This window comes from Variovorax sp. RTB1 (assembly GCF_035018765.1).
Classification (GTDB): Bacteria; Pseudomonadota; Gammaproteobacteria; order Burkholderiales; family Burkholderiaceae_C; genus Variovorax.
This window is the reverse complement of the sequence record NZ_JASJXG010000003.1, coordinates 147,651-160,520: the sequence shown is the minus strand read 5'-3', so window position 1 is coordinate 160,520 and position 12,870 is coordinate 147,651. Positions and strand designations below refer to the sequence as shown.

Sequence of the window (12,870 nt, the reverse complement as noted above, 5' to 3'; positions counted from 1 at the left end):
TCTGATGCCTCTCCCGCTTGCGGGAGAGGGGACCCATACAAAGGAATCAACGCCATGAAACAACTCCAGGACGCCTACATCGTCTCCGCCACGCGCACGCCCATCGGCAAATCGCACCGTGGTTTCTTCCGCAACTACCGCCCCGACGACCTGCTCGCGACCACCTTGCGCGCCGCACTCGCGCAGGTGCCGCGGCTCGACCCTAAGGCCATCGAAGACATCATCTGCGGTTGTGCCATTCCGGAGTCGCAGCAAGGCTTGAACATCGCGCGCATCGGCGCGGTATTGGCAGGGTTGCCGAACAGCATCGGCGGCATCACGGTGAATCGTTTTTGCGCGTCGGGCCTCTCTGCGGTGCAGATGGCGGCCGACCGCATTCGCGTGGGCGAGGCCGACGTGATGATCGCGGCCGGCGTCGAGAGCATGAGCATGGTGCCGATGATGGGCAACGCACCGTCGCTGTCGCCATCGATCTTCGAACGCGAGGGCGACGTCGGCATCGCCTACGGCATGGGCCTGACGGCAGAGAAGGTCGCGCAGCAATGGAAGGTGAGCCGCGACGCGCAGGATGCGTTCGCGCTCGCATCGCACCAGAAGGCACTGGCCGCGCAGAAGGCCGGGGAGTTCGCCGACGAGATCACGCCGATCGAAGTGACCGATCGTGCGCCCGATCTGGAAACCGGCGAGTCGATCGCGAAGAGCCGCATCGTCAGCCTCGACGAAGGCGCGCGCCCTGACACGTCGATCGAAGGCCTGGCCAAGCTGCGCACCGTGTTCGCCGCCCGCGGCACGGTCACGGCCGGCAACAGCTCACAGACCTCCGACGGCGCCGGCGCGCTCATCCTCGCCAGCGAAAAAGCCTGCAAGCAATATGACCTGACGCCGCTCGCGCGCTTCGTCAGCTTCGCCAGCAAGGGCGTGCCACCGCACATCATGGGCATCGGACCGATCGAGGCGATTCCAGCTGCATTGCGATATGCCGGACTGAAGCACGAAGACATCGACTGGTTTGAGCTGAACGAAGCTTTCGCGGCGCAATCGCTGGCGGTCATCAACACGCTCGGACTCGACCCGAGCAAGGTGAATCCGATGGGCGGCGCGATCGCGCTCGGTCATCCGCTGGGCGCGACGGGCGCTATCCGTTCGGCGACAGTCGTTCATGCGCTACGGCGCAAGAATCTGAAATACGGCATGGTCACGATGTGCGTGGGCATGGGGCAGGGCGCCGCGGGAATTTTCGAAAGAGTCTGAGCCTCGAGGCCATCGGCCACATCGGAAAACGACGGCGCTGCAAACAACGAAAACAACCAAGAGACGGACACCGATGACAGAGCACTCCTTCGACAAGGCATTGGCGCTGAAGCACAGCGATCTGCGCGTTGGCCAGTTCGCTGGCGCCACCAGCCCGGATTACTGGAACATGGTCGGCCCGTTCGGCGGCATGACCGCGGCGCTCGTGCTGCAGTCCGTGCTCCAGCATCCGGACCTGTTGGGCTCGCCGATCGCGTTGACGGTCAACTTCGCAGCGGCCATCTCGGCTGGGCCGTTCGAAGTGCAAGCCATCGCAGTGCGCACCAATCGGTCGACGCAGCACTGGACGGTGCAAATCAGCCAGCCCGACGCCGACGGTACACCGCAAGTGAACACCACCGCGACGGTCGTCACCGCCGTGCGGCGCGAGACCTGGAGTCAGAACGATTTGCCCATGCCCGACGTGCCGCCGCCCGACAAGGTGTCGCGCATGAGCATCGGCCCGGCAGGCGTCGCGTGGATTCAGCTGTACGACATGCGTCCGGTCAGCGGTGCGGTGCCGACGATGTGGGACGGCAGCGGCGAGCACAGCGAAACTGTTTTGTGGCTGCGCGACGCCCAACCGCGCGCGCTCGATTTCGCCTCGCTCACGGCCATGAGCGACATGTTCTATCCGCGCGTCTGGCTGCGTCGCGCCAAGGTCGTGCCGGCCGGCACGGTGTCGATCACGACCTACTTCCACACCAGCGCAGCGCAACTGGCCGAGGTCGGCTCCGGCTATCTGCTGGGCCGCGCGAGCGCACAGCAGTTTCGCAACGGCTTTTTCGATCAGACGGCCGAACTCTGGAGCGAAGAAACCGGTGCGCTACTGGTGACTTCAAACCAGCTCGTTTACTACAAAGAGTGATCGAAGAATGACGGCAAGAATGTCGGAACGAACGGCAAAAGAGGAAACACCATGACAGACAAGACCATCGAGTTCTACTTCGACTTCGGCAGCCCGGCTGCTTACCTCGCGGCAACCCAGCTGCCACATCTCGCGGCCGACACCGGCGCGACGCTGGTATGGAAGCCGATGCTGTTGGGAGGCGTGTTCCAGGCCACCGGCAATCACTCGCCAGCCGACATCAAGCCCAAAGGGCCGTACATGAACGCCGACCTGAAGCGCTTTGCCAAGCGCTACGGCGTGCCGTTCGCGCACAACCCGCACTTCCCCATCAACACGCTGCTGCTGATGCGCGGCGCGACCGGCGTGCAGATGCAGCATCCCGAACGCTTCGCCAGCTATGCCGACGCGGTGTTCCAGGCGATATGGGTCGACGGCCTGAACATGAACGACCCCGCCACGGTAGGCGGCGTGTTGCAGGCCGCTGGTTTCGACGCGGCCGAAGTGGTCGCGCTGGCCAACGCACAAGCGACCAAAGACCAGCTCAAGGCCACGACGCAAGAAGCCGTGACGCGCGGCGTGTTCGGCGCCCCGACGATGTTCGTCGGCGACGACATGTTCTGGGGCCAGGACCGCCTGGATTTCGTGCGCGAAGCCCTGGCCTGACCCTAATCAATTCCCCATCGAAACACTGACATGACCGACATCCTCAGCCACACCGAAGCCGGCGTCTTGACGCTCACCTTCAACCGCGTCGCGCGCAAGAACTCCATCACCGGGGCCATGTACGACACGCTCGCCACCGCGCTCGAAAAAGCGGCGGACGACAACGCCGTGCGCACCGTGCTGATCCAGGGCGACCCGACCATCTTCAGCGCCGGCAACGACATCGCCGACTTCATGGCGGCCGCCGCCGCACCGGCGCAGCAGACCGAAGCCGACTCGCCTGCGATTCGTTTCCTGCGTGTGATCGCGGCGTTCCCCAAGCCGCTGGTCGCCAGCGTCTGCGGCCCCGCCGTCGGCATCGGCACCACATTGCTGTTCCATTGCGACTTGGTCTACGCGGGTGACAACGCGGCGTTTTCACTGCCCTTCGTCAACCTCGGCCTGGTGCCGGAAGCAGCGTCGAGCATGCTGGTGCCGCAGATGTTCGGCTACCACCGCGCGGCCGAAGCGCTGCTGCTGGGCGAGCCTTTCATGGCCGAGGCCGCGCTCGAAGTCGGGCTGGTCAACCGTGTCGTTCCGCCGATGGAATGCAACGGCATCGCGCAGTCGCAGGCACGCAAGCTGGCGGCCAAACCGCTGACAGCGCTGGTCGAGACCAAGCGCCTGCTCAAGCTGTCGCAGCAGGCTGCCGTCCAGGAGCGCATCGGTGTCGAGGGCAAGAGCTTCGCGACGGCCATGCGTTCGCCGGCGGCAAAGGAAGCGTTCACCGCCTTCATGGAAAAGCGCAAGCCGGACTTCTCGAACGTCTGAGGCGCCTGCGCCATGTGGCGTGGCGCTGCGCTGTTCAGTCCAGCCAGCGCGCGAGGTTGGCACGCACGAAGGCATCGTCCCCCAGATCACCATGCAGGCGGTAGACCCGGTCGATTTCTTCGGCCTGGCCCGCACCGAGCCCTTCTGCGGAGTTGAGGCACCAGATGCCTTCAAGCAAGCCTTGACGCCGCAGCACTTCATGGCAGCCGGCAATGCAGCCCGCAAAGTTGTTGCGCACGTCGAAGAACGCCGCGTTGCTGTCGGTCACACGCGAGTCGAGCGCCAGCAGTTCGGGGCTGAGCATGCCGCCGTTCGCAGCCAGCTCCGCCTTGATGCGCGCCAGCTGCTTGACCGCACTCGATGTCCACACCGACCAATGGCCGAGCAACCCGCCGCGAAACCGCACCGTCACCGGCTCGCCGTCGCGCATCGCCGTGAAAGGCAACGCCAGGTCGAGCACGATGTGGTCGTCGTTGCCGGTGTAGAGAAACACGCGGTCTTCGGCCCGCGCATCGACCACGCCGCGCACCACGTCGATCGTGCGATAGCGATCGAACGGCGCGACCTTGATCGCCAGCACATTGGGGATCGAAGCGAAGCGGCGCCAGAAGTCGCTGGACAAGATCGGCCCGCCGACCGCAGTCTGAAGATAGAAGCCGACCAGCGGAATCTCCTGGCTCACCGACTCGCAATGCGCGATCAATTCGTCTTCTGACGACGATGCCAGTGCGGCCAGGCTCAGCAGGCCGGCGTGGTAGCCGAGACCGACGGCCGTCTGCGCTTCGGCGCGTGCCTGCGCCGTGCCACCGCACAGGCCGGCCACCATCGCCATCGGCCGTGAGGTCCAGGCGCGCTGGTCTTCGATCGCCGCGCGCAACACGGGTTCATACAAGCCGCGCTCGCGAATGCTGAATTGCGTGGTGTGCACGCCTACCGCAAGACCACCGGCACCGGCATCGACGTAGTAGCGCGTGAGTCCGCGCTGGCGACGGCGGTCGAACTGGCGCTGCGCGTCGAGCGCGAGCGGGTGGGCGGGAATCACCGTGCCTTGCGCCAAAAGCGCGAGTACATCGGCGGGCAGATCGGATCGGTTCAGCGGCATGGATCGACCTCCAAGAATCGGCGTTCAATACTTGCCATCGCGCGCCTCGAACTTGGTCGGCTTGCCATACAAGCGTTGCTCGCGTGCGATCCAGTCGGCCACCCAACCGATGAGCTGCGACAACGGCACCTTGGGGTAGCCGAAGAGCCGCTCGGCTTCGCTGGTGTTCATGAGCCAGGCGGTCGGCGCTTCCACGCCCTTGATCTGCACCGGCTTGTCGAAGCGGCGTCCGAACTCGGCGGCAAGCCAGCGGATCGAAGTCGTCTCGGGCCCGCTCACGTTGATCGGCGAGGTCGGCACCGTGGCGACCGCGAGGCATCGCAACGCCTGCGCGTTAGCGTCGCCCTGCCAGATCACGTTGACGTGGCCCATCGTGACGTCCACCGGCTCGCCGCGCCACACCTTGAGCGCCACATCGGCCAGCACGCCGTAGCGCATGTCGATGGCGTAGCTGAGCCGGAGCAGTCGGCCGGGTGTGCCATGCGTTTGCGAAAAATACTCGAACATGCGCTCACGCCCGACGCACGAGTTGGCGTATTCACCGGGCGGATTCGGCGGCAGATCTTCCGCTGCGCCCTGCCCGATGACCGGCACGAACGGGTACACGCAGGCCGTCGAGAACGCCACGATGCGCGAGGCCCTGAAGGCATCGGCGACGAGGGCCGGAACGTGCGTGTTCATGGCCCAGGTCAGCGGGTTGTTGGCGTCGGCGCCGAACTTGCGGCCGGCCATGAAGATCACGTTGGGGCACTTGGGCAACGCGGCGATGGCCACGGCGTCGAGCAGATCGCAGGCAATGGTTTCGATACCGTGCGCTTCGAGCATCGTGCGCACCTCGGTTTCGCTGAAGCGGGCGACAGCGATCACACGGCGCGAAAGTGGCAGCGCGTTGCGCGCGAGCCGTGCCAGCGTCGGCCCCATCTTGCCGCCAACGCCGAGGATGATCAGGTCGCCGTCGACTTTGGCGAGGTCGTCGATCAGGTCACGCGATGGTGTGGCCAGGAAGTCTTCGAGCGCCTGTTCGGTTTCGAAGTGCGTGGGGAAGTCGCGCGCATGGAGCAACGCGGTGGGCGGTGTGGTGGCGGTCATGCGTTGTCCCGCTCGATCACCCGGGGCCGTCCGTTGTCGTCGATCGCCACATAAGTGAACGTGGCCTGCGTCACCTTGAGATAGTCGCCCTGCGCGGTGAACCGCTCGGCGAACACCTCGACAGTGACCGTGATCGAGGTGCGGCCGATCTTCACCAGCTTCGAATAGAACGACAGGATGTCGCCGAGCCGCACGGGCTGCTTGAAGACGAATTCGTTGACCGCCACGGTAGCCATGCGCCCCTTGGAATAGCGCGCGGGAATCACCGATCCGGCCAGGTCGCACTGGGCCATGACCCAGCCGCCGAAGATGTCGCCGTTGGCGTTGACGTCGGCTGGCATCGGGATGACCTTGAGCACCAGTTCCTGGTCGAGCGGCAGGCTCTTCAGGGTGGCGACCGCGTTGGCACTTGGAGATTCGGACATGGGCACAATCTGAGGCAATAACTACAAACACGATTGTCTACCCATGCGTCGAAGCGGCGAAACCATGCCCCCCCCTTCCATGCCGGTTACCGATGCCTCCGGCGTGGTCGGGCACCCTCCCGCCCGCAGCGACCGATCCGACTGGGCCACGCTGCGCCGTCTCTTCCCGTACCTCTGGGAATACAAATGGCGGGTGATTGCCGCGCTGACATTCATGATCGGCGCCAAGGTCGCCAACGTCGGCGTACCGGTGCTGCTGAAGAATTTGGTCGACACCATGACGCCGAAGCCCGACATGGCGCAGGCGCTGCTGATCGTGCCGATTTCCCTTTTGCTGGCGTACGGACTGCTGCGCTTTTCGACATCGCTGTTCGGTGAGTTGCGCGAGCTGGTGTTCGCCAAGGCGACGGAAGGTGCAGCGCGTCGCATCTCGCTGGAGGTCTTTCGGCATCTGCATGCGCTGAGCCTGCGCTTTCACCTCGAGCGCCAGACCGGCGGCATGACGCGCGACATCGAGCGCGGCACACGTGGCGTGCACTCGCTGATCTCGATGTCGCTCTACAGCATCGTGCCGACCATCATCGAGCTGGTGCTGGTGCTGAGCATCCTGGGCGTCAAGTTCGATTCGCTCTTCGTCTGGATCACCGGCGTCGCGCTGGTCATCTACATCAGCTTCACCGTGACGGTGACCGAGTGGCGCACGCAGTTTCGCAAGCAGATGAACGAGCTGGATTCGGTCGCGCAAAGCCGTGCGGTCGATTCGTTGCTCAACTACGAGACGGTCAAGTACTTCAACAACGAGGAGTTCGAGGCCAGGCGTTACGACGCCAGTCTCGACCGCTACCGCAAGGCCGCGATCAAGAGCCAGCGCACGCTGTCGATGCTCAACACCGGCCAGCAACTGCTGATCGCGGTGAGCCTGGTGCTGATGCTGTGGCGCGCGACGTCGGGCGTGGTCGAAGGGCGCATGACGCTGGGCGACCTGGTGATGGTCAACGCCTTCATGATCCAGCTCTACATTCCGCTCAACTTTCTGGGCGTGATCTACCGCGAGATCAAGCAGAGCCTGACCGACCTCGACAAGATGTTCGTGCTGATGGAGAAAGACCGCGAGATCCAGGATTCTCCGGGTTCGCGCCCGTTGGCAGGGCGCGACGCGACCGTCCGTTTCGAAGACGTCAGCTTTGCCTACGAGCCGGAGCGGCCCATCTTGAAGCACGTCACCTTCGAGATCCCTGCCGGCAAGACGGTCGCCGTCGTCGGCCCTTCGGGCTCGGGCAAGTCGACCTTGGCGCGGCTGCTCTATCGCTTCTATGACGTGCAGCAAGGGCGCATCAGCATCGGCGGCGAAGACATTCGCGAGGTCACGCAATCGAGCGTGCGGCAGGCGATCGGCATCGTGCCGCAAGACACGGTGCTCTTCAATGACAGCGTCGAATACAACATTGCCTACGGTCGACCGGGCTCGACGCGCGAAGAGGTCGAGGCGGCAGCCAGGGCCGCACGCATTCACGACTTCATCGTCGCCACGCCGAAGGGCTACGACACGCCGGTGGGCGAGCGCGGGCTCAAGTTGTCGGGCGGTGAAAAGCAGCGCGTGGCCATCGCGCGCACGCTGCTCAAGAACCCGCCGATCGTGATCTTCGACGAGGCCACCTCGGCGCTCGATTCGGCCAACGAGCGCGCCATCCAGAGCGAATTGAAAAGCGCTGCGCAGAACAAGACCACGCTGGTCATCGCGCACAGACTGTCGACGGTGGTCGATGCGCACGAGATCCTCGTGCTCGAAAGCGGTGTCATCGTCGAACGCGGCACGCATGCCGATCTGCTGGAGCGCAAGGGCAAGTACGCCCAGATGTGGACCTTGCAAAAGATCGAAGCGGCACCGGTGGTGCTTTGAATATTTTTCGCCATCCTTCCAGGAGCTGAATCAACAATGTCCGAGAAGATTTCCGTGTTGTCGCTCAACACGCTGTCGAGCGAGCATCAGGGTCGCATCGCCGAGCTTTACGACTTGACCTACGCGCCGACGAACGAAGAGCGCGCAGCCGCCATCGCGGCACACGGGCCGAAGTTTCGCGCCGTGCTCACCATCGGCGTGCTCGGGCTGACGGCCGCCGAGATGAACGCGATGCCGGCGCTCGAAGTGGTGTGCTGCATGGGCGCGGGCTACGAGCTGGTCGACGTCGACGCGGCGCGTGCGCGGGGCATCGCGCTGGCCAACGGCCAGGGCACCAACGACGATTGCGTGGCCGACCACGCCTTCGGGCTCCTGATCGGCGCGGTGCGTGGCTTTCACATGCTCGACCGGTTGTGCCGCGAAGGCGTCTGGCGTCTGGCGATCCCGCAGCCGCCCAACGTGTCGGGCAAGCGGCTCGGCATCCTCGGCATGGGCACCATCGGCGAGAAGATTGCCAAACGCGCCGCCGGCTTCGACATGACCATCGGCTATCACAACCGCAAGCCGAAAGAGGGCTCGCCGCACCGCTACTTCGACAACCTGAAAGCACTGGCCGAATGGTCCGACATGTTGGTCTGCGCGGCACCGGGCGGCGCGGCGACGAAGCACATCGTCGATGCCGAAGTGCTCGACGCGCTGGGGCCGAAGGGCTTCCTGGTCAACATCGGCCGCGGCAGCATCGTTGACACCGAGGCGCTGGCGACGGCGCTGCGCGATGGCCGCCTCGGAGGCGCCGGCATCGATGTGTACGAAAGCGAACCGAAGCGTCCTGAAGCATTGATCGGGCTCGATAACCTGATCCTCACACCGCATCTGGCGGGCTGGTCGCCGGAGGCCACCGAGGCGTCGTTCAAGCGCTTCCTGGAAAACGTCGAAGGGCATTTCGCCGGGCGCGGCGTGGTCACGCCCATTTGAGGGGCGCGCCGCTTTGGGCGCTCATGCCCAAAGAACATAATCCGCTTCCATGGAAACCAAGTGGCTCGAAGACTTCGTCAGCTTGGCTGAAACCCGCAGCTTCAGCCGCTCCGCCCAACTGCGGCACGTGACGCAACCGGCGTTTTCGCGCCGCATCCAGGCGCTGGAGGGATGGGCCGGTACCGATCTCGTCGACCGCACCTCGTACCCCACGCGGCTGACACCTGCGGGGCAGACTTTGTATGGCCAGGCCATCGAAATGCTGCAGGGCCTGCAGAGCACCCGCGCCATGCTGCGCGGCCATTCGGCGGCGGCGCACGACGTCATCGAATTCGCCGTGCCGCACACGCTGGCGTTCACTTTTTTTCCGGCCTGGGTGACCAGCCTGCGCTCGGAGTTCGGGCCGCTCAAGAGCCGGCTGATCGCGCTCAACGTGCATGACGCGGTGCTTCGGCTGGTCGAAGGCAGTTGCGACTTGCTCATCGCCTATCAACATCCGTCGCTGCCGCTGCAACTCGATGCCAATCGGTATGAGCAGGTGAGCCTGGGGGAAGAGGTCATGGCGCCGTGGGTCAAGCCCGACGCCGATGGCGCGCCGCGCTGGCGCCTGCCGGGCCGGCCTGGGCAGCCGTTGCCGTATCTGGGTTACGCGCCGGGGGCCTATCTGGGGAGCATGGTCGACCAGTTGCTGAAGAGTTCGGCGACGCCGATCCATCTCGACCGTGTGTATGAAACCGACATGGCCGAAGGTTTGAAGGCGATGGCGCTCGAAGGCCATGGCATCGCCTTCTTGCCTTACAGCGCGGTAAGAAAAGAAGTGCGCGCGCGCAAGCTGGTCAGCGCCTTGCCGCCCGAGATCGACACGCTCGAAGTCACGATGGAAATCCGGGCCTACCGCGAAACGCCGACCGCACCGTCAGCGGCGAAGACCGGCCGGGGCAAAGCCGCTGCCGAGGCGAGCGTGCAACCCAAGACGGCGGCCGACGCGCTCTGGGCGTATCTGGTGTCGCGGCAGCCGGCGCCGTGATGTTCAGGGCGCGCAGAAATCATGAGGGATGCGCATAACGAGGCCCGCAAATGGCATTGGCCCTGGTTGCGTCTCGTCCTACAGTGGTGCCAATTTCCTTCAGCGTGTGTGCAGGCACAAAGACTGCTTAGTTGTTTGTGATCAACTGAGTACCGCCTGACCGCACCAAGGCGATGCGAACGGCGATGGGCAAGGCTGGCGGTGGTGCACTGTGCACCGGGTTGGCCCGGGTGTTCCCGAAAACGTGAATGCCTAAAATTTAGTTGGTTTTCTTTCGGTTTTCTTTCAGGAGTGGATTAAATGAAAAAGCAAATAGTGGTGACGGCAATCTCGATGCTGCTCGCAGGTGGGGCATTTGCACAGGCCAACGACACGCTGGCCAAGATCAAGGCAGCAGGCAGCATCACGGAAGGTGTTCGCGAATCGTCGGGCCTCTCGTACACGCTGGGCAACGGGCAGTACACGGGCTTCCATTACGACGTCTGCGCCAACATCATCAAAGACCTCGAAAAGACGATGGGCAAGAAGCTCGAAACCAAGTACCAGCCGGTCACTTCGCAGAACCGTGTGCCGCTGGTGCAAAACGGCACCGTCGACATCGAGTGCGGCTCGACCACCAACAACGCCACGCGCGCCAAGGATGTGTCATTTGCCGTCACCACGTACGTCGAAGAAGTGCGCATCGCGGTCAAGGCAAATTCGGGCATCACGTCCATCAAGGACCTGAACGGCAAGACCGTCGCGACGACCACGGGCACGACCTCGGTTCAGACCTTGCGCAAGAACGAACGCGCTGGCGGCATCGACTTCAAGGAGCTCTACGGCAAGGACCATTCCGACAGCTTCCTGCTGCTCGAATCGGGCCGCGCAGATGCTTTCGTGATGGACGGGTCCATCCTGGCGTCGAACATCGCCAAGGCCAAGACGCCTTCCGATTACAAGATCGTCGGCGAAGTGCTGAGCGTCGAACCCATCGCGATCATGATCCGCAAGGACGACCCTGCGTTCAAGAAGGCAGTGGACGACAGCATCAAGGCGCAGATCAAGAGCGGCGAGCTCGCCAAGCTGTGGGACAAGTGGTTCATTCAGGCCATTCCGCCCGCCAACGTGAAGATCGGCCTGCCGCTTTCCGACGCGACCAAGGCAGCGTGGGCCAACCCGAACGACAAGCCAATGGAAGACTACGCGAAGAAGTAATTCGCCTCCCCTGAAACATCGCGCCACGCCCACCCTTTCGGTGGGCGTTTTTCAATACGGCGCGTCAGAACAATGAACGAGGAACAGGAGCGCTTCGATGGGATCGAACTGGGATTGGCAGGTCTTCTTGACGGACCCGGGTGGCAAGTACCCAACTTACTTGCAATGGATGCTCTCCGCTTGGGGCTGGACCGTGTCCGTCTCCATATTGGCGTTGATCGTCGCGCTCGTCATGGGCTCGCTGATCGGCATCATCCGCACCTTGCCCGACAGCCCCTGGCTGGTTCGACTGGGCAACGCGTGGGTCGAGCTCTTTCGCAACATTCCGCTGCTGGTGCAGATCTTTCTCTGGTATCACGTCATCCCGGCTTTGATTCCTGTCATGAAGGGCGTGCCACCCTTCGTGCTGGTGGTGCTGGCACTGGGCTTCTTCACCTCGGCCCGCATCGCCGAGCAGGTTCGCTCCGGCGTTCAGGCGTTGCCCAAGGGACAGCGTTACGCGGGCATGGCGGTCGGCTTCACGACGCCGCAGTACTACCGCTACGTTCTGCTGCCAATGGCCTACCGGATCATCCTGCCGCCGCTCACCAGCGAGACGATGAACATCTTCAAGAATTCATCGGTGGCGTTCGCGGTGTCTGTGACCGAACTCACCATGTTCGCGATGCAGGCGCAGGAAGAAACATCGCGCGGCATCGAGGTCTATCTTGCCGTGACGGTGCTCTATGTGATCTCGGCTTTTGCGATCAACCGCATCATGGCGTTCATCGAAAAGAAGACGCGTGTACCGGGCTTCATCGTGTCGGCCAGCGCTGGCGGAGGTCACTAGCATGATGAATCTCGACCTGTCCTTCTACAACTGGGACATCATCAGCAAGTTCGTCCTGAAGGGCTTCTACTTCAGCATCATGCTGACCATCGTGGCCACCATCGGCGGCGTGCTGTTCGGCACCGTGCTGGCGCTGATGCGGCTCTCGGGCAAGAAATTTCTCGACTTACCCGCCACGCTCTACGTCAACGGCATGCGCAGTATTCCGCTGGTGATGGTGATCCTTTGGTTCTTCCTTCTTGTACCGGCCGCGTTCTATTCCACCTTCGGTGGCTGGGGCGCCAACTACCGCTCGGAAATCTCGGCGGTCATTACCTTCATCGCTTTCGAGGCGGCGTACTTCAGTGAAATCATGCGGGCGGGCATCCAGTCGATTCCGCGCGGCCAGGTGCATGCGGGCCAGGCGGTCGGTATGACCTACGGCCAGAACATGAAGCTGGTCGTGCTGCCGCAAGCGTTCCGCAACATGCTGCCGGTGCTGCTGACGCAGACCATCATCCTGTTTCAGGACACCTCGCTGGTGTACGCCATTGGCGCCTACGACATGCTCAAGGGCTTCGAGACGGCCGGCAAGAATTTTGGCCGGCCTATCGAGGCTTACCTCCTCGCCGCCGTCGTGTACTTTGCCATGTGCTATGCGCTCTCCTTCTGCGTCAAGCAGCTGCACAAGAAGATCGCCATCATTCGCTGACCTGGAGATAAAAGATGTCTGA

At 63.5% G+C, this 12,870-nt stretch carries 13 protein-coding genes; 10 read left to right on the top strand and 3 right to left on the bottom strand.

The features are described from left to right. Positions 1-54: 54 nt before the first annotated feature. From QN397_RS03365 to QN397_RS03350, 4 genes are all read left to right on the top strand, one after another. Positions 55-1,251 carry an acetyl-CoA C-acyltransferase gene (locus tag QN397_RS03365; protein WP_187054296.1) on the top strand — a complete coding sequence of 399 codons (1,197 nt, stop codon included), beginning with the start codon at positions 55-57 and terminating at the stop codon, positions 1,249-1,251. 73 nt (positions 1,252-1,324) lie between these two features. Then, on the top strand, positions 1,325-2,158 hold the full coding sequence (locus QN397_RS03360) for a thioesterase family protein (RefSeq protein ID WP_323500082.1): 834 nt from the start codon (positions 1,325-1,327) through the stop codon (positions 2,156-2,158). Positions 2,159-2,209: 51 nt separating this feature from the next. Beyond that, the gene (locus QN397_RS03355; RefSeq protein ID WP_323500081.1) at positions 2,210-2,803 is read left to right on the top strand and encodes a 2-hydroxychromene-2-carboxylate isomerase; all 594 of its coding nucleotides are present in this window, start codon (positions 2,210-2,212) and stop codon (positions 2,801-2,803) included. A 30-nt stretch (positions 2,804-2,833) separates the two neighbouring features. After that, the gene (locus QN397_RS03350; RefSeq protein WP_187054299.1) at positions 2,834-3,613 is read left to right on the top strand and encodes an enoyl-CoA hydratase; all 780 of its coding nucleotides are present in this window, start codon (positions 2,834-2,836) and stop codon (positions 3,611-3,613) included. 34 nt (positions 3,614-3,647) lie between these two features. On the opposite strand, the gene QN397_RS03345 is transcribed toward QN397_RS03350, so the two are convergent. The 3 genes from QN397_RS03345 to QN397_RS03335 are packed head-to-tail and all read right to left on the bottom strand — an operon-like array spanning position 3,648 to position 6,229. After that, positions 3,648-4,715 carry a dihydrodipicolinate synthase family protein gene (locus QN397_RS03345; RefSeq protein ID WP_323500080.1) on the bottom strand — a complete coding sequence of 356 codons (1,068 nt, stop codon included), beginning with the start codon at positions 4,713-4,715 and terminating at the stop codon, positions 3,648-3,650. Between the two features lie 24 nt (positions 4,716-4,739). Then, the gene (locus QN397_RS03340; RefSeq protein ID WP_323500079.1) at positions 4,740-5,804 is read right to left on the bottom strand and encodes an NAD(P)-dependent oxidoreductase; all 1,065 of its coding nucleotides are present in this window, start codon (positions 5,802-5,804) and stop codon (positions 4,740-4,742) included. After that, complete coding sequence (locus QN397_RS03335) at positions 5,801-6,229, bottom strand: acyl-CoA thioesterase (RefSeq protein WP_323494914.1); 429 nt, start codon at positions 6,227-6,229, stop codon at positions 5,801-5,803. Before QN397_RS03335 ends, QN397_RS03340 begins: the two co-directional genes overlap by 4 nt. 43 nt (positions 6,230-6,272) lie before the next feature. Between QN397_RS03335 and QN397_RS03330 the strand changes: the two genes are divergently transcribed. The 6 genes from QN397_RS03330 (at position 6,273) to QN397_RS03305 (ending at position 12,848) form a co-directional block, all read left to right on the top strand. Next, a complete protein-coding gene (locus QN397_RS03330) occupies positions 6,273-8,129 on the top strand; it encodes an ABC transporter ATP-binding protein/permease (protein WP_323494913.1) in 1,857 nt (618 codons plus the stop codon). A 36-nt stretch (positions 8,130-8,165) separates the two neighbouring features. Then, a complete protein-coding gene (locus tag QN397_RS03325) occupies positions 8,166-9,104 on the top strand; it encodes a 2-hydroxyacid dehydrogenase (protein ID WP_323494912.1) in 939 nt (312 codons plus the stop codon). Between the two features lie 49 nt (positions 9,105-9,153). Next, positions 9,154-10,131: a LysR substrate-binding domain-containing protein gene (locus QN397_RS03320; RefSeq protein ID WP_323494911.1), complete on the top strand. Its 978-nt coding sequence runs from the start codon at positions 9,154-9,156 to the stop codon at positions 10,129-10,131. Between the two features lie 300 nt (positions 10,132-10,431). Further along, positions 10,432-11,328, top strand: coding sequence for a transporter substrate-binding domain-containing protein (locus QN397_RS03315; RefSeq protein WP_323494910.1), 897 nt, complete (start codon positions 10,432-10,434; stop codon positions 11,326-11,328). Between the two features lie 97 nt (positions 11,329-11,425). Further along, complete coding sequence (locus QN397_RS03310; protein ID WP_323500078.1) at positions 11,426-12,157, top strand: amino acid ABC transporter permease; 732 nt, start codon at positions 11,426-11,428, stop codon at positions 12,155-12,157. Position 12,158: 1 nt separating this feature from the next. Then, positions 12,159-12,848, top strand: coding sequence for an amino acid ABC transporter permease (locus QN397_RS03305; protein WP_323500077.1), 690 nt, complete (start codon positions 12,159-12,161; stop codon positions 12,846-12,848). Positions 12,849-12,870 lie beyond the last annotated feature (22 nt).